Raw genomic sequence first — 23,627 nt, 5'->3', positions numbered from 1 at the left:
GCAACGATGTGGACGTAGGATGATGCTTTCAGCTGCTGACCTCGCTGCCTACAAGCGGTCCCAGGCTTTGGCGCGTGACGTCCTTAAGGCAATTCGTGCCCAGATCCGGCCTGGCGCGACAGAGGCGAGCCTGGGCGCGGCCTGCCGCAAGCTGATGGATGAGGCAGGCGCCACCGCTTATTGGTGGTACGGCACGCCGGCGTATATTCTTGCGGGGGACGCGCTACACGCATCGGTCGAAGGGGATGTCTACCTTCCCCGCGACGTGCCACTTCGTGCCGATGACATGGTTACGATCGACCTCGCCCCCGAGGTCGATGGCTACTGGGGCGATTGTGCACGCAGCTATTTCCTGCGAAACGGCGAGCTGGTGGACGCGCAAGCGGCCGGCGCCGAGCAGGCGGAGGGCATGGCAACAGAGGCCGCACTGCACGCATTGTTGCGCGAGACGGCGAAGCCAATGATGACGTTTCGCGAATTGCACAGTATCATCGCCGATGAACTTGCCCGGCGCGGTTATGAAAACCTCGATTTCCTAGGGAATTTCGGCCACAGCATCGGCGGTGATGTGCGACGGCGGGCCTTCATGGATGCCAAATGCGGTGAGCGGTTGGACAGCGTGCCCCTCTTCACGTTTGAGCCGCATATCGCGCGTCCACGCTCGACTCTCGCGTTCAAATTCGAAGAAGTCTACCTCTTCGATGAAAGCGATCGACTGCAAATACTTTAACGCGCCGCCACAAGCGGTGCTCAGGCGACGACCGTGCCATAGGTATCTCAGATATCGATATTCCTCGCGGTCAGTAAATTTCCTGTAGCGGCGCAATCGTCGCCGCCCGCGCCAGATTTCGTGAAGACAAAGAGTAAGCCAGCCATGTTTTCGCCGCTGATTGAGAGTTTTGTGGCCATATCTTGAGACGACATTCGTATTTCCACATTGAGAGGAAACCGTTATGCGTCTCCTTGCGGCACTGGCTATCGGCGGCCTGCTTGCTGTCACAGTTCAAGCAAAGCCTGCGACCGCTGCCCTCCTTTCCCCGAATGGCGAGGCGATCGAGGCCGCCGCACCGCATTCCAATGCGGCGATAGAGAAGGTCTACTGGCGCCATTATCCGCACCACTATTACTGGCGCGCCCACTGGCACGATTGGCACCATCACTGGCACCACCACGGCTATGGCTACGGCTATCGTTACTAAGCATCGGTTGCCGGTTTGACGGGCCGGGATGTGTGCTGTGGCGACCTCATCAGCGCCAGCCAGCGCCGTCTCGCGCCGATCAGCTTCGGCGGCTGCCTTCCGCGATGGAGGCTCGCCGCCATCGCTGGTACCCGCGGTAGTTTTGCGCCTACTGCCCCGCCTTCTCAAGCTGGTCGTAGACCTTTGATATGGCGAGAGCGAAAGCTTCGGAGGAATTCGTTTCGCATTCCTGTTTCACTCGTTCCAGAATACCTTTGTCGCCGACGCTTCGACCGACCGCGTGGTTTCTGGCGTTGACGACATTGATTGCACTGAAATAGCCAAGCGCCCAGCCGACCGATAGAGCCGCATAGTGACTTTGCAACGCCGTCGAGCAAGTCTGTTTTCCTATCCCGAACATGCCCGCGCCTGAACCCGTGGCAGGCTGTGCGCTAGCCTCTTGCCCAGAAATCGCAGCCGCAATTAACCCAGCAAACAAAGGGATTGCGACACGGCTACGCGTCGTCCGGAATATTTGCACGTTCAAAGACCCTCCTGTGTCAACTTGACCGACCTCATTTTGTGTTGAGGTCCGCGCTCCGCACAATATGCGATCCGCAGACGAACTGATAGGAACGACATTTTCAACAGAGGCGTAAGGTTGCGCGCGATCTAGCAGCAGCGCACCGGTTTTGTATCAGCTTTGGCAACCTATCGTCTTTGCGGCGGCTCTGCCTTTCCGGCGCGACAATCGCCCCGTTTGATTGATGAGGTGGGTAGGTGGGTGAGTCGTTAGTATGAGATCCCCAAGTCTGATTTCTTTCTCCCCCGAGATCCGCTAGGTGCGAGGGGCAGGTGAGCGCACGACGCAGCTCTCCTGTAGGCCAGAAAGGGCGGCAGACCTTCCATCGGCGGCTAAGCGGGTTTGGCAAAGTGGTCCTGCGGCGGTCATCTCGACCAACGACACCGGTTCGATTCCGGTAGCCCGCGCCGTCGCCGGCAACGATTGCCCGGCAATCGAAGCGCTGAACCCCAGAGGTAGGCTGAGTTCGCTGACTAAGCCACGAGTAGCATGACGATCCGTCGTTTGAGATCGTTTCGTAATTACAAGAGCCGAGCAGCGAACCGCGAAGAGCCGGCGTAGGTTCAGGTAAGTTTAGGCGACCCGACCCCAAATCCGTCACGGGATCGCCTCATTCGAACGGGAACGGGCGTCGTGAAGAAAGCTGACCGGTTGACAACCATCCCAGGACCAAGACGGTTCGTTTTGACGCTTTGGCCAAAACGACAAGACGAGGCGCTCGCTCTGCCGCTATACCTGGGAATAGATGCTCAGCAGGCTCAGGATTTGTGCTCTCTCATTCAGAGCTGGATGAAGACTCAGCGGCCTGCGATTTCGCTCGAGGAAAGCTCGCTAAGCCTGGTCCAGCATGTCGACCCCAAAGCTCTGCCGCCCGCTCAAACCTATTTGTTCAGGGAGCCCGAGCCCTCCGAGGTCATCGAAGACAGACGCCCGGCTGATCGATCAACCCCCTCGGCGCCAAGCCCTCGCGGGGAATCCACGTCACTGACGCCATCCATCGCCACTCCGGCTTCTTCCCGGGATCGGCAACCGTCTCCGCACACGACGTATTCGCACGCTTCAAGGCCCAGCCTCGGCTGACGAACGCTTTCCGCGACGGTTGTCCGCGCCGTTGGGCCCTTTGCCTTCCGGGTCAGGCGACCAGGTCTCGCGCAAGCTTGCTAGGGCTTCCATAACACGACACCCTCTACCGGGTAGTGTGAAGGAGCGCGCAATGGCAGATGAGAGACACCGGCCAGTCATCGTCGACGACCTGCATGGGGTGGAACTCTACGCCACCGAGGTGAGTGGCTTCACCCTCGCCCATGGCAATGTGACCCTGACCTTGTCGTCCCTCAGGGCATCCTGGGACGATGAGGGGATCCCGAATAAGCGCGTCGTGGTCGGTCGCATTGTGCTGCCGACGACAAGCGCCCAGGTTTTGGCGCTCGAGTTGTACGACTTCCTCAAGAGCAGAGGGCTCGATCCCGCACCCAGGCCAGAGGGGACCCAAGTACAGTGAGCCGGTAAGGCACCCAGGATGCCGGTGCCCCGCCCCTGGCGCGGAGGAGCCGCTATTTCGGCGCCGCGCTCTGGAAGCCGCCAGGGGTGCCGGGGGGCGGAAACGGCATGGGCGGCGGCGACGGCGCCGTCGTCAACGAGCCGCCATTAATGGGCGGAGCCGACTGGTTACTGTTGGAAAACGCCGGCGGTGTGATGGCTGGCGCTCCTGGATTGCCCATGTTGAAATGCGCCGGGTCTTGTGGCCCTGGCGGGCTCGTCACCAGCGGCTTGTAGGAATTCTCAATCTGCGCCATGGCGGCGACGGGAGAGGCCACAACAAGCGCTGCTAAGCCGCAGATAATCAGTCTCTTCGGTGATTGCATATTTTTACCCTCACCTCGTCAATATATTCCATATCGTCGCTAAGCTGCAGGCTCGCTGGCGGTGACCTCAGCATAACCGCCCTGCGCGGCGGCGATGTGCGCGGCGGATCCCGCGCCGCTGGAACTCCTTTTGGTTACAAATTGTCTCTGCTTCCGGGAAACCTCCGTCGTCGGCGGCGTCGCGACGGGCAGGCACCGCATAGTGCGTCGCATTGCCTGGCGAAGCCGAACATGACAAAGGCGCATATCGGAGTGTCCATGTCCGGGGGGATGCCGTGCCGGGTGGAATGGAGAGGTCGGTATGCCGGGGGTAAGCACATTGGCCAGCGTAACCGCCGCTCCCCTGTTGCCGCCGGTGGACGGGCTAGTCTGGGGCTACCGTTTCAATGATGATGGCCGCGCCGATCCACTGGACGGCGCCGCCGCAATGCTTGAGTTGGAACGCCAGGAAAGCTGGGTCTGGCTACACTTCGATCTGATCGACGGCCGCGCCCGCAAGGCTCTCGCAAATCTTGCGCATATTCCCGATGAGGCACGCGAGTTGCTACTCGGCGTCGACGACCGGCAGAGAATGGAAACCTACGGTCAAGTCATTGCCGGCGTCGTCATGGACTTCGAGCGCGCGGATGAACTCGACCCTCGGCGCATGTTATCCTGGCGCTTCTGCATGGCACCCCACGCTTTCATCTCCGCCCGACGGAGCCCCCTGCAGACCATGGCGGAATTGCACAATGCCATTCTGTCGGGTCGACGCTTCCCCGATGTACTGCATCTCTTCAACGGCATCATCCACAGCTTTGCCGGCGCCCTGGGGGCGGTATCGGTACGCATGGTGGGCCAATTGGACGAGGTCGAGGACGGCCTGCTGGATGAGCGCGACAGCGGCGATTTCGAGTCTCTGGGTTCGGTCCGACGTAAAGCCGTGCAGCTCCATCGCCAGGCCACGCCGCTCCGCTTCATGCTTCACAGCCTGCTCGCCGAACGTCCGGATTGGTTCACCGAGGATGCGGCGGAGGATAGCGCTCAGGTTGCTCACCGGGTGGACAGTGTTTGTGCCGACCTCGTCGCCTTGCAAGAGCGAGCTCGAGCGTTGCAGGACGAGTTGAATTCGCGGCAGACCGAAATGACGAACAAGCGCCTCATGCTGCTCTCCATCATCTCGGCTGTCTTGCTTCCGCCGACCTTGATCTCTGGCATTTTCGGTATGAATGTCGATGGTTTGCCGTTCACGCACACGCCCTTCGGCTTCCTATGCACGATCGGCGTCATGGTCTTTTCTGTTATCGGCCTACTTTTCGTTCTTCGGCGAATGAAGATGTTCTAGAACCGCGATCGGCGGTATCTGGACTCTGTTCAGATGGACTCGCCGAGAGGTCTCCAATCAAGAAGGTCGTCCGGCACCTCCTCGGGCTCCCGGTCCCATTTCGCGCTTCCCGTGCGATGGCGGGCGACGCTCGCGGCAGCCTCATCGGCTGTACGCCAGTGGCCGCAATGCGCGCCTGAGAACTCGAAAACCCAGTATCGTTTTCGCATAACAATTCGAACGGTACCGGCTTGCGCTGGATACTCGTAGGGCATTGATCCCTCCGCGACCGCAACACCTCGCAGCGCTGCCGCCAAGTGCGCGGCAGACGCCCGAATACGCATTCTCAAAGGATGGTCGCACGGCGGCGTTAGTTGGTCAAAGCCGAAATCCGCCCCGACGCCGGGACGGCCGGATTAAATTTCACCGTTCTGTCGCGGGCCGCGGCAAGCGTCCGGCGTAACATGAGGTCCCAGATGTTTTCAGCCTAAAAGGTTCACGATGAACGAAATCAGCGCGAAGCCGACGAGAACCCAGGCGGGCAAGATCGTCGCGGGCAAGACCGTGCAACAATACATCGACGAAATTCCCATTTGGTCCGACGGCACGCAGCTCACAAAGCTGCCGATGACCAGGATGCAGTGGCGCATCTGGAGCTTGGCCATTGCGGGCAAGTTCTTCGAGGGGCTGGTCGTATTCATGACGGGCGTGGCGCTGCCGCTCATCGACCGGTCTTTTGGCTTAGGCGCCGCGCAAAACAGCGTGGTCACCGCGGCCGCGCTTTTTGGCATCCTGATCGGGGCGACGCTCCTCGGCGGCCTCGCGGATGTGTTCGGCCGGAAACGGATGTTCATCGCGGAGATGGCGATCTTTGCTGTTTTCCTGATCGCATTGACCTTCGCTCAGAGCTTCATTTGGCTTGCGATATGCCTCTTCGGAATAGGCATGGCGCTCGGTTGCGACTACCCGACCGCTCATGTCGTTATTTCAGAAAGCGTCCCGAGCCGTGGCCGGGGCGGCCTCGTTCTCGGCGCTTTCGCGTTCCAGGCCGTCGGCGCCATTTGCGGCGCCGGGCTCGGCGTTCTCATCCTGTCCATCTACCCTGCAGTAGACGCCTGGCGGTATATGTTCGCCGCCGCCATTCTCCCCGCCATTCTCGTGGTCATCGGGCGCTTCTTCGTTTGCGACAGTGCACATTGGCTGGTGTCGCGCGGCCGCATGGCCGAGGCCGCGACCGAGACCCACAAACTGCTCAGGCGCGAGCCGCAATACCCCAAGCTCGTCGAACTCATTGACCCTCATCACCACGAAGGGGAGGGAAAACGAATCGAGCCGGCGCGTGGTCTTTCGGTATTGTTCGACAATGCGCCGCATCGCCGTGCGACTTTTCTCGCGTCTCTTCCTTGGTTCCTGCAGGACCTTTCGACCTACGGCATCGGAATTTTTACGCCCGTGATCCTTGCCGCGACCATTGGAAGCGCGGGAACCGCTCAGTCCGTCAGCGGCCTTGTCACGAAAGTCCAGCTTTCCGCGAAAGGTACGGCACTCCTCGACGTTCTGCTGGTCGTTGGCGTGCTGGTGGCGATTCTCCTCGTCGAACGCGCCGGACGTATTCGCCTGCAGATCATCGGATTTATCGGCTGCGCCGTCGGTTTGGGATTGGCCGCCTTGTCGCAGGATATGGCCGGCACCGCCCAGATGACGCTGCTTTTCGCCGGCTTCATGCTGTTCAACTTCATGACCAATATGGGTCCGAACGCGCAGACCTATCTGCTCGCCGGCGAGGTGTTCCCCACGCATATCCGCGGTTATGGCGCGGGTTTTGCCGCGTCCTTCGCCAAGATCGGCGCCGTCGCAACGGCTTTCCTCTTTCCCTTTCTCCTCAAGGGCATCGGAACGCAGATGTTGCTGGTCCTGCTGATCATCTCGTCGCTGGCCGGTGCCGTCGTCACCTGGATATTTCGCATCGAAACGCGTGGCACGCTCGAAGACGTCTCGCGCGTCCAGCCGCAGGTCTGACCGCGACTAGCGGCGCCCCTGGCGCGGGGCCTCGCGGATTGAGATCACTCTCCCCGTCTCTGTGGGGGAGAACTCGGCGGGGAAGCCGGAGCGCGGCAGCGCTAGCTGTCCGTCGGAATAGAGCGGCGTTTGGCGCGCGCCGCGGTGGTGGTTTTGAGCCGGTGCCAAAACCTCTGCCTCTTCGTCGGCGAGAAGGTCGTTGATGGCCTCTATGACATAGTCGTGCTGAGGCTTGTGGTTGGCTGTCATTCTGTCTCCTTCGTCGGCCGGCTCGAGCAATTGCTCCCGCAAAGCGCACGTTGATCGGCTTAAGCGCGACTACGGTGATGAACAGGAAAAGACGCCCCTCTGCTCTCTGGCGGCGCCAGCGGGGGTCTTCAATCCAAAAGTATGGGAGCCACGTTAGGTGTTGCTGCTGACCCGATCATCGAAGACTAAGCTGGGCGATAATGTCGTCCAACGCATCGTTCGATTGGATTAGGTGCCCCGGCCCGCTGACACTCGAAGCTAGCAGCAACTCGGTCTTATGTCCGACATTATCGCCAGGTTTCGCGCAATATGCGCGTTCAGACAACATTGTTTGTTTCGTCAACCCAGGCGAACTTTGCGGCGTTCCAATACACCGCTCGCCCCAGCGTCGTATCGTAATAGGGCTGTCCCACAGTGACGATAACAATGAATCCGGGAATATCACAGGCCGGGCCAGGTTGAGGCCGCGCGGAGGTCGGCCCGGATTCCATGACCTTCATCCAACCATGTGAGGTCAATTGGAAGACGTCGGCGACGGAGACATCGGCATAACCAGCGCTCCCATCGATCATCCTCCCATCGAGGGTGATGAATTTCGGATTGGCTGGCGGGATAACGCGGTAAAGCCGTCGGCCCCAATTGTAATTCGTCATGGCTAAGTCTCCAGTCTCTGAATCGGAGTTACCCAGCACTCGTCACGCAATCTGAATCGTCGGAATCCGAGGTCGTAAAACTCCGTCCCTGCCCCCGGATCCGTTTCAAATGGCTTCTTTGCCCTCAATCGGATTGAGGCTTGGCAATCTGCGCCGCCCGGGCAATCGCCTTCCTCGCGCCCCGCGACTAATCCTCACGTCATGCACAGCAAATTCCAGCCGCATTGCCGCCGAGCGTGTCCAAACAGTGTGTCCAAAGACCGCGCTTTCAAGCTCTGTGACACTTGAGCGGATGGCGGCGTTCATGTCAGAAGCTGGTCGGTAGTCTCTCCAAATCCTCCAAGCCCTATAAGCCTCCAGAGCTTTGCCGAGACGGCATTGCTTTCGGAGCTGCCGGAAGGCTCCTTCTTCACTGCGTGAGGGGTCCGACAGCAATTTTGCCCGCCTGAAGCGCCACAGGACAATGACCAGTTCCAGAAGCGCCAGACATAGCGCGATAGCAAGAACCAGGATCGTCTTTGGTCCCAGCGCTCGGCCACCCTTGGGGCTTGGCGCAGGCTCTCCCTCCAAAATCGCTACGGACAAGCCCGGACGTTCGAGCGTTTCCGCACGACCGTCGTCGACATTCCACCACTTCTGGGAAATGCCGGGTAGAGCCTGGTTCCCGGACTGCTGGAAGACGTAGGTCACGCGGTCTGTGCGAATACCGGTAACCTCGCCGCGCTCGATCCGGTCGTCGATAATGGGCGGATCGAGGTAAGCCATTACTCCTTGCGGCACCGGGGCGAGGATGTCACCGAAGGATGAGCCCGGCACCGCTGCAGCGGTGCGGGTGACTGTGCGGGTCACGGCATCGCCGATCCGGCCCTTCGTTGCGGAAGAACTCCAGCGCTGCCGCAGCGTCACCTCCGGGGAGGCGATGACAGGCTGAGACGCGTCGAACCCCGCCGGTAGTTTGGCCAAAAGCTGCTGACCGGAACCGATCACGGTGCCCGTCGTCGCGCCACCCTGGCCCAGCAGCGTCACTGCCACCGGAGGAACGGTTAAAATCCCTGCCCGACGAGGATAAACGTCAAACTCGAATCTTTGGCCGACATAACTGCTTCCGCCAATCTGTCGGCTCACCGTCGTGGCCTGACTCTCGAAGCGGAAAACCTGGGCGCCCCCCATGGCCGGAACCCCGACCCTTGGCGGGTGGGGCATGTCGTTCAGGAAATAGACATCCACTAACAGCCGCGCTTGCTGGCCGACAACGACGGCCCTCGGATCGAGTTCCGTGCGCACCAGAATGCGATCCTGTGCAACCGCGGCCAAGGGTGTCAGGGCGAGGGTCAGGAAGAGGAGAAGCCTCGGCCCCCTCATGGCGCAGCTTCCGGCGCAGAATGCGCCAATTGATAGCCGAACCGCGCTCGCAGAAAATCACCCGGCTTCGTCTCCACGCGGCGCAGCCAGAGGAAACGAATTGCATCATCGCTCATGGCGTCTGCCGCGACAGCGTCGGACTTCTCTTGCGCTTCCCGCTTGCGGTTAGAGCGGTAAGCCTCGTCCGTGGGCGCGTGCGCTTCATCCGCCGGCTCGCCTTGCAGCTTAGCAAAGCTCTCCGCGCGTAGCTGGGCCAGGTGCCGGTTTGCCGAGGCATCCGGCCAGCCGGGGCGAAGCGCCAGGGCCTTGTCGTATTCGGCGACAGCATCCGGATACTGGCCTAGCATCACCAAAGCGTTGCCACGATCATAGCGAGCCGTCGCGCTGTCAGACTGCGCGAAACTATCGGCGGCTTGCTGAAACCGCCCGGCGCGCATGAGGGCAACTCCGCGCCAAACCGGATCGAGGAATGCGCCGGCCGCGGCGGCATTCTCGCCCCGCGTCAGCCGCCAGGCGCCCCATTGGTCCGGTGTGGCCCACAAGTCCCGCCATTCTCCGGCAAAGGGCATTGCCGTCAGCAGAACAATGATGGTCGCGGCAACAATCATAAGCGGCGCATGTCGCGGCGCCCAAATGCGAAACTCCCGTCTCATCCTGCCACGACCCAACCGCGCCGGAACCAAAGCAGCACGACGATTGCCAGCAGCGGCACAAGATACCATCCCATATCGCGCCACCGCCGCGCTTCCCTTGGTCGAGAGACGATATAGCCCGTCGTCGCGAGTCTTTTGCCGATCGCCGCCACATCCGAGGCATCAACCGTCGCCACCATCAGGCGCGCCTTCATCGCGCGAGCCGCGAGGCGAAGCGCGGGACCGGTTTCCTGGTTTCGCGGCACCATAGCCAGCAAGCTGACTGGCACCCTGCCCTGCTCGGACGCTTGCAGCTTCGCGATCTGTCCTGGCGCCACGTCATCGGCCAAAACCAGGATGGAGCCACCGTTTTCGCCATCGGCTAGAACCTTGCTCGCGAGTTCGATGGCGCCGGCGAGATTGTCACCCGGTTTAGGCATGATATCGGGCGCCAGTGCCTGCGCCATGCTAACCACGATGCTGGCGTCATGCGTGGGCGGCAAGACGAGATGAGACGAACCCGCATAGGCAATTAAACCAGCTGCTTGGCTCGGCTGAAGCCTCAGCAAGTCGGCAATCTTTTCCTGCGCCCTTTCCAGACGGTTCGGAGGAAGATCGTGATTCGACATCGAAGGCGTCACCTTCAGCACGATCATGACCGGCGGGGAGTCTTCCGCGAAAGGCGGCGGCGCGAGCGTCCAGGCCGGTCCCGCCACGGCGACGATGCCGACAAGCCAGGTAATCAGCAGCACATCGATTGGTCGCAACCAGACTTTCTTCGTGCCAGGCGCGATGAGGTGAACCAGCAGCTCCGGTGCGATGACGCGGCGCCAAGCTTGGATTCCGTCGGCGCGATGACGAAAGGACCACCACACCCCCAGCGCAGGCAGTAGGGTTACCAGCCAGAAGGGGCGTAGGAAGTGGAACGCTTCGAAAAAGACAATAGCGCCGCTCATGCCGCCGCGCGCGCCATACGCAAATTGGACCAGGGAATGAGGCGCGCCCCTTGGCCAACTAGGGTGACGATCAGCAAGGCCGCCAAAGGCCACCAGTAGAGGTCAACGCGAGGCCGAGCCAAAACCGTCTCGACCTCGTGCGTTTCGACCTGATCGAGCCGCGTGTAGATCTGATCGAGTTGCTTGCGATCCAAGGCTCGGTAGAAACCGCCTCCCGTCGCTTGCGCCACATCCTGAAGTACAGGTTCGTCGAGCATGTCTTCGCCGATGGCAAGCGGATCTCCAATCGCGACGGTGTGGATTGTGATGCCGCGATCCCGCGCGATACGCGCCGCATCACCCGGCAGCACGTGGCTTGCCGTGTCATTGCCATCGGTCAAAGCGACCATCGTCTTGTGCTTCATGGAACTCTTCGCGAAGAGCCCGATGCCGAGACCTATCGCATCGCCCAATGCGGTGCGCGGCCCGGCCATACCCGCCTGCATCTCGTCCAACAGCTCGCGCACAAGAGTGAGGTCTGAGGTAAATGGCACAAGCGGGAAAGGCGTGGTCCCGAAAACCACGATACCAACACGATCCCCTTGCCGTTTGCCGAGAAACTCTTTGAGGACCTCTTTGACCGCAGTGACCCGATCCACGGTTTGCCCGGCGGCATTTGTGAAATCCTTCGTATCCATCGACGCCGAAAGGTCGACGAGGAGCAGCAGGTCCCGGGTGGGCTGATCATGTCGCAGCGGCGGCTCAATCCGCTGGGGGCGCATGAGCGCGATCAAGACCAATGCCCAGCAAAGCACGAGAAGAGACATCCCCCAAAAGCCGCGTCGCGCAATGACGCCAGTGGCGCGAGGTGTTTGTCCGCTGAGGGCTGCCACGGAGCGGAGGAAGGGAACTCTCACGCCCGCCTGGGCTTCGGCGCGGGGCGGCACGAGCCACCACACCAACAGCGGAAGTGGCAGCACGAGTCCGAGCCACGGATCCGCGAAAACGATCATGGCATTCGACCGCACCGATGTCGGCGGATCCAATAACCGGCCGCCGCAAATGCCTGCTTGGCTTCGTCCTCCGAAAGCACACGCTTGGGATCTACACTGGCGCGCAGGAGAGCCGAGCCGGTGTCACCGGAAAAGACATTGCGGCGGCTGGTTCGATCAAGGAACTTAAGCCACTCGTCGCCGGTTAGGGCTGCGACTTGATCGCGTGGGAAGGCCGCCAAAGCCGTTCGCTTGATGAGTGCTGCAAGAACGGGCGCCAGGGCGCCCGGCGGGCGACGCCGCAATTCCTTGAGTTCTACTAACGCCATCCGTCTATAGGCATCGGCACGGTAGGCCCGCAGTCCTTTGAAGCCGCCGAAAGCGGCCATCCCCAGCAACCCTGCGAAGATGATCCACCAACCGGGTTGCACCGGCCACCACGCAACCGGCTGCGGCAGCGCAAGGTCTCGAAGATTACTTAGGCTGGCTAGATCGTTCCTCATTTCCGAATGCCAGGCGCAAGCGCGGCGCGGATCTGGCTTGCAACGTCACGGTCAGTCCGGAGCGGCAAGATCGGGATAGCGCGGTGTCTGCCGAAGGCCGCTACCCTCTCGCGCCGCTCGGCAAAGTTCCGCGCGTAGCGCTCGCGCAAGCGCCCCGACCTGGTATCCACTCCGAGCCGCAAATCGCCCTCAGCGAGAACGACCTCCCCGATCTCCGGGAGGTTTTCCTCAACCGGATCATAGATGAAGGCGGCAACGACATCGTTGTGAACGCTCATGTCGCTCACGAGTTTTCTTGTTTCCTCGCCGGCCCCATAGGCATCGGACAAAATCACGACCAGGCAATCATGCTTGGCGATCCTAGCCACCTTGCTCAAAGCTTCGTTGAGCATAGCCGGATTATTCTGCCCGCCCCGCGCGTCGAGTTCACCATTCTTGCGAGCGATTTCACCCAGGACACGCTCGACCGCGGCCAGCCCTCGCAGTGGCGGGACGAGGACTGCCGTTTCATCGTTGAAGACGACCGCCGAGATCCGGTCACCGACCGCATGCACGCGCCAGGCTGCCAGTGCCGCTGCTGTCGCCGCCACCACGGATTTCATCGCAAGCTGACTGCCGAAAAACATCGAGCGACGCTGATCAACAATCAGAATCACCGCACGGTCCCGCTCCTCGGTATAGACACGAATACGCGGCGAGCGCTGGCGGGCGGTGGCTAACCAATCGATCATGCGGACGTCGTCGCCGTCCTGGTAGCTTCGCAGTTCCTCGAAGTTCAGGCCGCGTCCGCGCAGGGCCGAGGCATGGCGGCCGACGAGCACACTGCCCGGAGGTTGCCGAGGGAGAAGACTGAAGCCGCTCGCCTGCCCCCGCAAGCGAACCATGTCACGCAGCGTAAGATAGACGCCTGCGCAATCGGGTTGCATCTGTCAGACCGCGACGGCCACTTGGCGGAGCAGTTCCTCGATGACGATATCAGCGGTCACACCATCGGCCGTCGCGTCGTAACTCAAGGACAATCGGTGGCGCAGACATTCCGGCACAACGGCTTGCACATCTTCCGGAATGACATAATCCCGACCGTCCAGCCAGGCAGAAACGCGGGAGCATTGATCGAGCGCCAGGGATCCGCGCGGACTCGCGCCCAGGGCGATCCAGCGCGGCAGTTTCTCACCGAAATCCTTTGGCGTCCTCGTCGCCCGGATAAGCGCCACGATGTAATTCTCGATAATCTCGGACGACTTGATGGCAGCGATTTTCGTCCGTGCCGCGAAGACATAGCTTTGAGCCAAGGGAATCTCGGGCGCCTTTGCCGCATGGGCAGTTTCGCCCCGGACCAACCGCATCACTTCGACCTCTTCCAGAGCGCTCGGATAGCCGACCTTGATATGCATGAGAAAGCGGTCCATCTGCGCTTCCGGCAACGGGTATGTGCCTTCCTGCTCAATAGGATTCTGCGTCGCGAGAACCATGAACAGGTCCGGCAATTTGTGCCGCGTGCCCCCGACGGTGACCTGCCGCTCCTCCATCGCCTCCAACAGGGCAGACTGCACTTTCGCGGGGGCCCGATTGATCTCGTCGGCCAGAATCAGATTCCCGAAGATCGGTCCCTTGCGGAACTCGAAGCTGCCGTGACCACCCTCGTCGCGGTAGATTTCTCCACCCGTCACGTCTGACGGCAGAAGATCAGGTGTAAACTGCACCCTGGAGAAATCGGACTCCAAAGCACGAGCGAGACTTTTCACGGCGCGCGTCTTCGCCAGTCCAGGCAGCCCCTCGATAAGCACGTTGCCATTTGCGAGGAGCGCCATCACCAGCCGAGCCACCATACGCCGCTGACCAATGACATCGCGGTGGACGCGCTGTTGCAGCTCCGCAATGGCATCTCGCGGCGAGAGGGTGTCAGTGATGACTGGCGCTCCTAGCTATTAAAAGGAGCAACTCAGTCGGACGACGCCGATTGCATATTCGCCAGGATCTGGTCGATCGAGAATGATGCAGCCTTCTGCCTTGGCGGGTAATCTTTGAAACTGGCAATAAACTTGGCCGTGAGGTCCTGCGCCTCCATAATGAAGAACGCATGATCCAAATACCAGTCCCAATAGGTATTGGAGTCCACGTCCGCTCGCTCAAAGGGGTCGGTGCGTAGATTGAAGATCTTGGGAATGCGTAACATCGTCAGCGGCTCAGCCCAGACCTCCAAAGTACCCGGTGACCGCTGTTCAGCGAAGACGAACTTCCAGTTGCCGGTTCGCAGGCACATAAGGTCTCCGTCATCCGAGAAGTAGAAAAATTCGCTCCTGGCGCTCTGCGCGGCCTGCCCAGTGAGATATGGCAGCTGATTGTAGCCATCGAGATGAACCTTATAGCTTCGGTCGCCAATCGTATAACCTGCGAGCAGCTTGTCCTTGATGTCTGACTCACCTGCGGCAGCCAGGAACGTCGGCATCCAGTCCATCGCATGGAAGATATCGATGGACACGCTGCCCGGTTTGATCTTCCCGGGCCAACGCACAACGGCGGGAACGCGAAAGGCGCCCTCCCAGTTTGTGTCTTTCTCGCTTCGGAAAGGTGTAGTCGCCGCATCCGGCCAAGAATTCGCGTGCGGTCCGTTGTCGGTGGAGTAAACGACGATGGTATCGTTGCCGATTCCAAGCGCGTCGATCTTGTCCAGCACCGTGCCCACGTTCTTGTCATGATCGATCATCACGTCATGGTAGATACTTTGGTCCGGGCCTGCTTGGCCAGCGCTCGACGGCTTCGCATGTGTGCGAAGATGCATATGGGTGAAGCACACCCACATGAAGAACGGCTTATTGGCCTTGACTTGGCGGTCGATAAAATCCGCGGATCGCGCCGCGATGTCGTCATCGATCGTTTCCATGCGCTTCCTCGTCAGCGGTCCCGTATCCTCGATACGGCCATCAGCGAAGGAATGAATGACACCTCGCGGACCGAAGCGCCGACGGAATGCCGGATCTTTCGGATAGTCCGGCTGCTCCGGATCTTCCTCCGCATTCAGGTGATAGAGATTGCCGTAGAACTCATCGAAGCCGTGATTCGTCGGCAGAAACTCATCCTTGTCGCCGAGATGATTTTTCCCGAACTGCCCGGTCGAGTAGCCAAGGGGCTTCAGCAGTTCGGCGATCGTCGGGTCCTTCGTGCTGAGACCAATGTTCGAGCCAGGGATGCCGACCTTGGAGAGGCCTGTTCGAAACACACTCTGGCCAGTGATAAAGGCTGACCGCCCGGCTGTGCAGCTCTGCTCGCTGTAGTAGTCAGTGAATTTCAGACCTTCATTGGCAATACGGTCAATGTTCGGCGTTTTGTAACCCATCATCCCGAAGGAATAGCAACTCAAATTGGTAATCCCGATGTCATCTCCGTAGATGACGACGATATTGGGTTTCTTTCCGCCGCCACTTCCCACCGCGCCGGTCGAAGAAGATGCTGCTGTTGTCTGGGCTTGAGCGGCAGGCAACAGCGCGTTGGCCGCGACAATCGAGCTCCCCGCCAATAACACTGCCCTGCGATTAAGGAGGCCCGGTTCTTTTTTTTCTTCGGCCATAGTGGCAGTTCCTTCCAAAATCTCATTTACCTAGAAATACAGCGGAAACCGACATGACTCATGCCGCTATCAATCATTTGTGCGTGACGCGCGGCGGGCCGGTAGCGCCGACAGTAGTTCGGTGCGCAGAGAAAAGAACCACCCTTCACGACTTTGCGCGGAACGGCAACACTCGGTTGACGCTTGTCGAGACTCGCTTCCGCGCTGCCGCCTCGCGGGTTGAGCGGGACGCAACACGGCTTCGCGGCGTCCTCGGTATGCCGATCCGAATACCAGTCAACGGTCCATTCCCAAACGTTCCCAGCCATGTCGAAGAGACCGTAACCGTTTGCGGAAAAGGCACCCACGGGCGAGGTTCCTTCAAATCCATCGAGAAGGAGATTTTCCGAGGGGAAAATCCCCTGCCAGGTATTCGCCATCGGGCGACCATCAGGAGCGAACTCGTCGCCCCATACGAACTCAGCGCCCTCCAAGCCACCGCGGGCCGCGAACTCCCATTCCGCTTCGGTCGGGAGCGATTTTCCTGCCCAGGCCGCGTAGGCCTCGGCATCCTCGAAAGCGATATGAACCACGGGATGATCCAAGCGCGCGGCGACCGAACTGCCACGACCCTCGGGATGACGCCAATAGGCTCCGGCCTTCCAACTCCACCACTTGCGGGTGTCTGTTGTCGGAACAGGCTGTTTGGGCTTGTGGAAAACCAGCGAGCCGGGCGCAAGCCGAGATTTGGGGATATCCGGAAAAGCCTCAGGATCGAGGGGACGCTCGGCGACAGTCACATATTTCGTAGCCATGACGAACGCGCCAAACAGCCGGTTCGTAACAAGGTGGCTGTCCATCAGAAAGCTCTCGACGCGCGCCCGATGGGCCGGAGCCTCTTCGGGGTAATGCCGGTCGGACCCCATGACGAACGAACCGCCTGGAATCGTTTTCATCCCAGGAGCGTGCGCGTTCATTGTTTCCGCTGCGGACATCTACTTCTCCGGCTCCAATTTTGGCAGCGCCCGCTGCTCGTTCAGCACTGTGTTCTCCGGCCCGTCATCGGACGCCTTTCGCGGACCGCTCCAACACGAACCTCAATGACATGCTCGCGGGTGGCTGTCATGGCTTGGCGTCAGCCAGAGGCAAATTTGACCGAATTTCCTCGGAGTAGCGGTCGTCGATTGAGGAGGCTCGGGGTCGTCGAATCAGGCTCTCCTGCCGCAGGACCGGGAAGCTGGGCTGGTCGTTCAGCAGCCCGTGGGCGTAGGCAAGCTGGGCTGCGTAACCGCTCAGCAGGATACGCCAATCGTATCGCACCCGTGTGGTCGCGTCAGCACGCGCTAATATGCCGGTGGTGCAGTTGTCGGTGATCGTATTGTACCACTCAGGCTCGACAGCCAGCTTCTGCACCTGGGCGATATAGCTCAGGAACAGCCGCTCTCGGGAATCGGAAGAGATGTTCAGGCGGTAGAGATAGACCCTTTCGTGCCGGATGTCGGTGCGGACCCCGATTAGGTCACGCTCATCCGCCACCACATAGAACAGCTCGAAATGATGGAAGAAACCCGCGATCGTCGAATATGCGAACCGCTTTTGTCGTCGCGTCTCAATGGAAAAGGCGAGATGACGACCGTCTTTGAAACCAAAACTCAGAAAGACATGTGCTATGGCGTCACCGCCCCAATAGGAGGTGACGAGGTCAACGGTTTTCAGGTCATCCAGCGCATAAGCGGCGTCATAGTAGGACGGTGTGTAGTCGCTCTCCGAACGATACCGAAAATCACGAACGTGGTTGACGTGAACTGTCCGCCCGTCGCGGGACGCAGTAGCGAGAACGGCGTATTCTGGTGCCCAGTCCCGGATGTTCAGCGGCCGGTCGTCAGCATACCAGATCGCTAGGGCGAGTGTCGCAGTCCCCCACGCCATCAAACCGAATCTGAGCGGCCGCATCAGAAGCGTTAAGCCGATCACGACGACGAATAGGGCGGCCAGCATCACTCGCAGCCAATCAGGCTCAATCGTCGAGTAATAGAATGCGCCAGCACCGAACAGCGCGGTGGCAACCATCACGCATCGGGAAGCGCCACGCGCCAAACGCGAACCGAAGTTTCTTGGCCGATCATGGCCTTTCACCCTTCGCACCCGATCAGGGCGCCGCGGCGACCGAGGCCGGCGAGGCCGCCAGTTGTAGCAACAAAATGCGCTGAACCTCGGCGATTGTGGCCGGGTTGGATTGGGTCGAGTGGCTCGAGTGAACCACGAGTTCAGAATCCACGCCTGCGATATGGGCGCTGGAATACCGGACAACTCCATCGCTTCCCTCGGCGAGAGGGCCGGAGGTCGCGACTGGAATGATCGAATGCACGTGGACCCCGGGCGCGACGGGAATCGCTGACAGAGACCTGATAAATGGGCTGTTCGGCGACATGCCGTAGACACTGCCGAGTCTCAGAACGCTCTGACCTAGGATGACATTTGCACCGTTTCCAGTGACCAGTTCCTTGCTGGCCTCGGAGACGGCCAAGGGAAGCGTCACCAACCGACCGATGAGATGGGTGATGGAGAATGCCGCGACATAGCTTCCGCGCTGCGGTGTAGCGATGAAAATTACGCGCTGTATTTCGGGCACCGGCTTCGGGAACAGCGTTTCCCGCAGAAGCTTACGCGATTTGGGAGTGAGCTTAAGTGACGACAGCGGTCTCTTTGAAATACGGTTCCATAGATCGTCGCCCGGGTTGATGACCAGCATCTTCGCGAGCAAACCACCCTGGCTATGGCCAATGAGGGTGATTCGACCAAGCGCCGGATCCGCCTGAACGCCGCCGAGCTGGGCTAGCGCCTGCTGGATCGATGCTCTGAGCTGAATTGCCGAATAGGGGATCGGATTGCCACTCGCATAGGAGAACAGCCAGAACTCGAAATGGTCGCGGATCGCCGGAACCTCGAGCAGATCGTTGACCATATCTGTCCAGCGGAATGGGCTGGAGGCGGTACCGTGTATCAGGATGACGGGCATGCGGCCGAACTCATGCGGCTCGATTGCCACGAGCTGTGTCGGCGCCCGCTCGAACAGTCGCCCATTCAGGAAACCGCTATATTCCTTTTGCCACGCCGCCGCCTCCACCATGCTGACCGCGCGGGCGGCGGTCTGGTCGTATTCCAGGGGAACCGTCTCTTGTCCAAGTTGGACATCAGGCTGGTCGAGAATGGTGCTGACGACCAGTCGTCCCTGCAGCTCTGACTGCGCGATTTGGCGGCGGGGATCATCGAGGACCAACATCATATTGGTCGGAATCCGCAGCCGAGGAGCAACCTGGAAACCTTTGGACGAAATCGCACCGCCTTTCGGAAGAGCCGCCATGGGCTCCCCGAGGCCGGGGTCACGGTAGATGTTCTGCAGCCCGGAAACGGCCAGGGTCGCCGTCGGCACGAAGCTCGCCAGTTCGTGACCGTGCCACTGAAGCTGTTTTTGGTCTACCGCCACATCGATCGCGCCAAAAGGCAGGGTTCGGCGCTGCGGAATGATTTGGACAGGGCGTTTGTCGGCCGGGCCGAAGGCCGCAGTGAGGCCGAGATTGTAGATGTCACAAGCCTGACGGAAGCGTTCGTCATACGGGCTCGGTTGATCAGCCTCCGCCGCACCGGGGGCAAGATATGCGTAAGCGTAGAGGGCCGCAGCGAGAAACTCGTCACGTGACCCATGCGCTTCGCCTTCAAAATAGCTCAGCTCAGCCAATGCGAAGAGGTCCGCCCAACGACCGGGCTGACCCACGACCTCGGCGCGGAGGCGGGCGATGGTGGCGGCTGGATCGGTATTCCATGCCTTCAGCAGGCCCCGCCGCCGGAGCACAATCAAGGTGGAGTCACTCAACGTGGTGCCGGATAGCGCGCTTCGATTGAGCTGCTTATAGCTCTCGATGAGTGTAAGCCTGTGAACGCCGAGGGGTGCGCTACAGCCGGCGAACAAGAAGACGACCGCAACTACATAGTATCGAGAGGCAGCCTTAGAAAGGCTTGACCAGATCGAAGGCGGCACTGCGAAGTATCGACGAATTAAATATCGTGGAAGTGAGGAATCAAATAAGCGCATACTAAGCGCATATTCTGCTATCAGCTGCTTTCGCCGGCCCTCCACGCGAGATTTCCTTCAAATATTCTCTTCTCTACTAATCTTCTCACCCACATTATTTATTACTTCTGCAGCCATGATGATGATGGCGCCGCATCGCCCTGGTTGTCAATTTACAATCATGCGGTCAGTCAAACCATCAGAGTAGTTGATCTATAGGTTGCGCGCGGCTGTTTGCCGTCCAGCGTCCTGTCCGGCCGCTTTCGCACGCCCATTGTGGCGCGGAATCCTCGTCGCCGCTTTCTCTTCAGGCAAAGCCGCCGGTGACGACGGCCGAGCCCAGACCTACCGCCGCGACAACGCCGGGCGCCGCAACGCGCGCAGCGACCGATGCTAGAGCATCGGCCATTCCTGCTGCGGCGTCGGGGTGGATCTTAGTGAGCCGCCTCAGGTAATTCGCGACGACCGCAGGATCACCAAGGGGTACATCATGCCTTACCCCCGCCGCCCTAAGCCTTTCCAAATTGCTTGGATCTCGCTCCATTTCCTTCGGGAACAAAGCGATGATGGTGCCCTTGGCCACAGCGCGTGGCTGTGGCGCGTGGGCCGATTCATCGTCAAGAAGGCAGGCAACGAGCGCCGCACAAGGATCGTGTCCGAATAATTGTCCCAGATGCGTGGTGCCGATCGGCCGTGGATTCATCTCGATCAGGCGAGCGCCGCCTTCGGCATCCACCATGAAATCGAAACTCACAAAGCCCGAACATCCAAGCTTTGCCACGATCAGCCGCGCCGCCTCTTCCATCTCGGCATTGTCGACATTGCGAACCATCGTGCTCGCGCCGGTCGGTTCCGGGTGAATCTTCTCGGCCACGAAGCTCACCCCGTCCAACACACGCCCCTGCCAAGTGGAGACGCTGCGCATAGCCGGCACTCCGGGAACCATGGCCTGAAGCACCGGCGGCATGCGCGCGATCCTCGTCATGCCGGCGAGGTTCCAGATCGATTGGCGCACCGCCCCGCGGATGCGATTGCGCAGGCTGCGACGGCCTACCAGTGATAGGAACGCTGTCCGTAGTTCCTCTGGATCAGCGACGATCTCTACGCCGGAGCCGCCGCTCGTGTGCTCAGCCTTCAAGACGACTGGATAGCCCCAGTCCTCGGCGGCAAGCAACGCCGCCTCGACATCGGGAACGATCGCTGTCCGGGGCTGGCGGATGTCGAGTTCCGTGGCGACTTGCATCAACCCTGCCCGGCTGCACACAGCGGCATAGCCTTCTGGCGCACCGAATGATGTCTTGAGCAGCGTCTTCAAACGGCCCGTAATCACCTGACTTCCGGCCAGCATTCGAAGCAGCTTGGCGGCGATATCATCCAGCGGAACTATGAGGTCGGCCTCAAACGCCCGCACGGCGGTTTCAAGATGCACGCGCGTGAAAATAGCACCAAGCCAGAGACCACGATGCCGCGGCAGCGCGAACCAGCGTGTTACGGATCGCGTTTGAGTGCAGTAGAAGTCGGGCGGGCTCATCAGCGCGCAAACGGCGCCCTGGCCGTCCAACCCGGCGACCACGCGCTCGAGTCCAATATTGTCGACCAAAGCGACAAACAGGATGCGTGGCGACTTGCTTTGAGGAATGGTCATGGGCTCAACCTATTTCCGGCGAGTCGATCGCTACCAAATCCGGCTCATGAAGCAGGCCGGCCAGGGACCGCAATTCGATCGTGACGCGCATGAAGAGACCTTATTTTCCACACGTCCCGGCCTGCTCAGACCTCTTGGACGAAGTTTCTAGTTGCCTAAAAAATTAGCAGGCGATGCAGTAGGTGGCACGCGCCCCACTGCTGCGCAAATCCTCTTTAATGGGTAATTTAGTCAAAATGAGGGGCTTGGTCGCGCGGCAGGAGCGATGCCGCACTTGATGATGACTAGCCCCCTTATTGCGCAATCCTGCTACTTCGAACCGGCGCCTCCACCAGCACCGCTCGCCCCTCCTGCTCCCGCGCCACCGGAGCCCGCGCCTCCCTGTGCAGCGTTTCCAGCACCCGTCCCGCCGGAATTCGAGGCCGGCCCATTGCTCCCGAGCCCAGTGGTTTGGGAGGCGCCTGATCCGGTTGGACTAGCGTCGGGCGAAGACGCGCCGAACATCCCACATCCAGCCAGCGCCAAAGGTAAAGCCACTGCCGCGAGGCCCAGAAAACGCACTGCTTTTGTCGCCATAATCGAGCCCCCGAGGAATGTTCCGAGAGGAAGCATTGTGATGCGCCGCTCTACTTACGAGGGATGCTCGTGGTTTGTTGACAACATGGGAGATTAAGGATGTGGGGCCAGCGGCTCCAAGAAAATGGCCTATGGATCGATGAAGACAGGGCGGGCACCTTCCATCAAAAGTATTCCGGCTTCCGTAAGGCTTCGCCGGAGTTCGGCTTCGTCGAGACGCAGGTAACGGACCAGTAATTGAAGGTAGATCCCAACAAAGCGCTCTCCATGCCCATCTGAATTTCCATCTTGAGTCGTGCTCATGGCATGGGCGAGTTCGTGCAACAAACACCACGACGGCGACTGCGGGCGCAGCCGAAGCGTGAGGCGGTCCGCATCGGCAATCCGGGTGCGCGCCTGTGCCGGCAAGGCTTCTACCCTCGGAGGATACCGTAGCCCCATCTCAGCCCAGATGGCGTCAACCATCCCCTGGGCCGCGAGAAATGCAACCAAGCTGGGATCACGCGGCGCGACCTGACGAGCCTCCCAAGCATAGACTCTTCCTCGCTGGAGATCGCGTTTTGGCACTACTGAACCAAGATCCGACCACGACCCTCGATCGGCCGTCTTAAGTTGACCCGCTCACCCGCTAGCCGCCCGGCCCGAAAAGCGGAGTTCCGCCGCTGAACCAAGCCGGGAAGCGCCTGCAACCGGATTTTGCGGGCACGGAAGGCGGTCTCCACTGTCTGGTGGCGAACGAGGATGAGCGCCGTGCCGGTCGAACTCTGTGCGGAAACCGACGCCTCGCGCTCGGCATGCAACGCCTCGAGCCTTTCGGCGATCCGCGCCGCCATGCCGTGCTGGAAACTCGCCGTGGCTCGGCGAAGCGCGGTGCCGGCAAAGCTCGTCGCGGTGGCCCGAAAATCCGAGAGTTCACTCCTGATGGCGCGATCGATCACCGCGAAGAGATAGGCTGCCAGGCTGGTATCCGTATCGAAGCCAAAGAAGACGTAGCGGGCCTGCCGCTCCACTCGAGTGATCCAGACCTTGCAGTCACAGAAGCGGGCGATGGCCGGTACACAGGCATCGATTGGCCGCCGCCTTTGGCCGCCGAACGGTACCTCTAACTGGATGCAGGGCTCCTGCCGGACGTCCACCTCCTGCATCGTCAGAGCATAGCGTTCGAGCAGGCGGCCAACCATTTCGGCGGCAGTCATCGCTTCCGCCTCGGTGCAGCCTCGGTCGATGGTCCGCTCGGTGAGCGCCTTGATCCGGGCTTTGACCCGGGCAAGTTCGTCATTCTGACTCAATGGGCTTCCTCGTGAAATGACCGACTCGGCCGATGGCCTCGCCGTTCGAGTTTAACCGAGGCTGCCGCAAAATATGCAGCTCTGCGAGCAAGCCATCGCAAAGCAGTGCTAAGGTAGAGCAACACAATCAACGGCTTATTGTTGTATTCCAATACATCGGCGTCATTATGCACGCTAAAGATGTATCGATTAAAGCCTACGAACAAGTTTTTTTGAACACTAGT

23 protein-coding genes and 1 tRNA gene are annotated in these 23,627 nt (G+C 60.3%); 6 read left to right on the top strand and 18 right to left on the bottom strand.

Annotated elements, in window-relative coordinates; genetic code table 11:
- Positions 1-19 precede the first annotated feature (19 nt).
- Together GSQ83_RS15160 and GSQ83_RS15155 are read left to right on the top strand one after the other, a co-directional pair.
- On the top strand, positions 20-730 hold the full coding sequence (locus GSQ83_RS15160) for a M24 family metallopeptidase (RefSeq protein WP_158803694.1): 711 nt from the start codon (positions 20-22) through the stop codon (positions 728-730).
- Between the two features lie 223 nt (positions 731-953).
- Positions 954-1,199 (top strand): hypothetical protein, encoded by a 246-nt coding sequence (locus GSQ83_RS15155; RefSeq protein WP_158803693.1) that lies wholly within the window; start codon positions 954-956, stop codon positions 1,197-1,199.
- A gap of 148 nt (positions 1,200-1,347) precedes the next feature.
- On the opposite strand, the gene GSQ83_RS15150 is transcribed toward GSQ83_RS15155, so the two are convergent.
- Entirely contained in the window at positions 1,348-1,725 is a 378-nt protein-coding gene (locus GSQ83_RS15150; RefSeq protein WP_158803692.1) for a hypothetical protein, read from the bottom strand.
- Positions 1,726-2,097: 372 nt separating this feature from the next.
- Between GSQ83_RS15150 and GSQ83_RS15145 the strand changes: the two genes are divergently transcribed.
- Positions 2,098-2,168 (top strand) — tRNA-OTHER (locus tag GSQ83_RS15145).
- A gap of 806 nt (positions 2,169-2,974) precedes the next feature.
- On the top strand, positions 2,975-3,262 hold the full coding sequence (locus GSQ83_RS15140) for a hypothetical protein (RefSeq protein ID WP_158803691.1): 288 nt from the start codon (positions 2,975-2,977) through the stop codon (positions 3,260-3,262).
- A gap of 52 nt (positions 3,263-3,314) precedes the next feature.
- Here the strand turns inward: GSQ83_RS15140 and GSQ83_RS15135 are convergent, their stop codons facing one another.
- Positions 3,315-3,626 (bottom strand): hypothetical protein, encoded by a 312-nt coding sequence (locus GSQ83_RS15135; RefSeq protein ID WP_158803690.1) that lies wholly within the window; start codon positions 3,624-3,626, stop codon positions 3,315-3,317.
- Between the two features lie 301 nt (positions 3,627-3,927).
- On the opposite strand from GSQ83_RS15135, the gene GSQ83_RS15130 reads away from it, so the two are divergent.
- Both GSQ83_RS15130 and GSQ83_RS15125 read left to right on the top strand, forming a co-directional pair.
- On the top strand, positions 3,928-4,950 hold the full coding sequence (locus GSQ83_RS15130) for a CorA family divalent cation transporter (protein WP_158803689.1): 1,023 nt from the start codon (positions 3,928-3,930) through the stop codon (positions 4,948-4,950).
- A gap of 480 nt (positions 4,951-5,430) precedes the next feature.
- A complete protein-coding gene (locus tag GSQ83_RS15125; protein ID WP_216850211.1) occupies positions 5,431-6,948 on the top strand; it encodes an MFS transporter in 1,518 nt (505 codons plus the stop codon).
- Positions 6,949-6,954: 6 nt separating this feature from the next.
- Here GSQ83_RS15125 and GSQ83_RS15120 read toward each other — a convergent pair whose 3' ends face one another.
- From GSQ83_RS15120 to GSQ83_RS15045, 16 genes are all read right to left on the bottom strand, one after another.
- Positions 6,955-7,197 (bottom strand): hypothetical protein, encoded by a 243-nt coding sequence (locus GSQ83_RS15120; protein ID WP_158803688.1) that lies wholly within the window; start codon positions 7,195-7,197, stop codon positions 6,955-6,957.
- A gap of 317 nt (positions 7,198-7,514) precedes the next feature.
- Positions 7,515-7,850 (bottom strand): hypothetical protein, encoded by a 336-nt coding sequence (locus GSQ83_RS15115; protein ID WP_158803687.1) that lies wholly within the window; start codon positions 7,848-7,850, stop codon positions 7,515-7,517.
- Between the two features lie 105 nt (positions 7,851-7,955).
- Positions 7,956-9,212, bottom strand: a complete 1,257-nt coding sequence (locus GSQ83_RS15110; protein WP_158803686.1) for a BatD family protein — start codon at positions 9,210-9,212, stop codon at positions 7,956-7,958.
- On the bottom strand, positions 9,209-9,820 hold the full coding sequence (locus GSQ83_RS15105) for a tetratricopeptide repeat protein (RefSeq protein WP_254065705.1): 612 nt from the start codon (positions 9,818-9,820) through the stop codon (positions 9,209-9,211). The genes GSQ83_RS15110 and GSQ83_RS15105 overlap by 4 nt, the downstream gene beginning before the upstream one ends.
- A 41-nt stretch (positions 9,821-9,861) precedes the next feature.
- On the bottom strand, positions 9,862-10,800 hold the full coding sequence (locus GSQ83_RS15100; RefSeq protein ID WP_216850209.1) for a VWA domain-containing protein: 939 nt from the start codon (positions 10,798-10,800) through the stop codon (positions 9,862-9,864).
- Complete coding sequence (locus GSQ83_RS15095) at positions 10,797-11,792, bottom strand: VWA domain-containing protein (RefSeq protein ID WP_158803684.1); 996 nt, start codon at positions 11,790-11,792, stop codon at positions 10,797-10,799. The genes GSQ83_RS15100 and GSQ83_RS15095 overlap by 4 nt, the downstream gene beginning before the upstream one ends.
- Positions 11,789-12,274, bottom strand: a complete 486-nt coding sequence (locus GSQ83_RS15090; protein ID WP_158803683.1) for a DUF4381 domain-containing protein — start codon at positions 12,272-12,274, stop codon at positions 11,789-11,791. Before GSQ83_RS15090 ends, GSQ83_RS15095 begins: the two co-directional genes overlap by 4 nt.
- Positions 12,271-13,200 carry a DUF58 domain-containing protein gene (locus tag GSQ83_RS15085; protein WP_158803682.1) on the bottom strand — a complete coding sequence of 310 codons (930 nt, stop codon included), beginning with the start codon at positions 13,198-13,200 and terminating at the stop codon, positions 12,271-12,273. The genes GSQ83_RS15090 and GSQ83_RS15085 overlap by 4 nt, the downstream gene beginning before the upstream one ends.
- Before the next feature lie 3 nt (positions 13,201-13,203).
- Entirely contained in the window at positions 13,204-14,184 is a 981-nt protein-coding gene (locus GSQ83_RS15080; RefSeq protein ID WP_371418028.1) for an AAA family ATPase, read from the bottom strand.
- 32 nt (positions 14,185-14,216) lie between these two features.
- Positions 14,217-15,842, bottom strand: coding sequence for an arylsulfatase (locus tag GSQ83_RS15075; protein ID WP_158803680.1), 1,626 nt, complete (start codon positions 15,840-15,842; stop codon positions 14,217-14,219).
- Between the two features lie 26 nt (positions 15,843-15,868).
- Positions 15,869-16,777 carry a formylglycine-generating enzyme family protein gene (locus GSQ83_RS15070; protein WP_158803679.1) on the bottom strand — a complete coding sequence of 303 codons (909 nt, stop codon included), beginning with the start codon at positions 16,775-16,777 and terminating at the stop codon, positions 15,869-15,871.
- Positions 16,778-16,943: 166 nt separating this feature from the next.
- Positions 16,944-17,891, bottom strand: a complete 948-nt coding sequence (locus GSQ83_RS15065) for a DUF4105 domain-containing protein (RefSeq protein WP_158803737.1) — start codon at positions 17,889-17,891, stop codon at positions 16,944-16,946.
- A gap of 79 nt (positions 17,892-17,970) precedes the next feature.
- Positions 17,971-19,695, bottom strand: a complete 1,725-nt coding sequence (locus GSQ83_RS15060) for a triacylglycerol lipase (protein WP_254065704.1) — start codon at positions 19,693-19,695, stop codon at positions 17,971-17,973.
- Between the two features lie 505 nt (positions 19,696-20,200).
- On the bottom strand, positions 20,201-21,538 hold the full coding sequence (locus GSQ83_RS15055; protein WP_158803677.1) for an ATP-grasp domain-containing protein: 1,338 nt from the start codon (positions 21,536-21,538) through the stop codon (positions 20,201-20,203).
- A gap of 705 nt (positions 21,539-22,243) precedes the next feature.
- Positions 22,244-22,579 (bottom strand): hypothetical protein, encoded by a 336-nt coding sequence (locus tag GSQ83_RS15050; RefSeq protein WP_254065703.1) that lies wholly within the window; start codon positions 22,577-22,579, stop codon positions 22,244-22,246.
- A gap of 101 nt (positions 22,580-22,680) precedes the next feature.
- A complete protein-coding gene (locus GSQ83_RS15045) occupies positions 22,681-23,403 on the bottom strand; it encodes a DUF2786 domain-containing protein (protein ID WP_158803675.1) in 723 nt (240 codons plus the stop codon).
- Positions 23,404-23,627: the final 224 nt, after the last annotated feature.

The sequence above is a fragment of the Acidisoma sp. L85 genome (genome assembly GCF_009765865.1).
GTDB lineage: Bacteria > Pseudomonadota > Alphaproteobacteria > Acetobacterales > Acetobacteraceae > Acidisoma.
The sequence above is the reverse complement of the archived record's forward strand: the minus strand, read 5'-3'. Positions and strand labels throughout refer to the sequence as shown.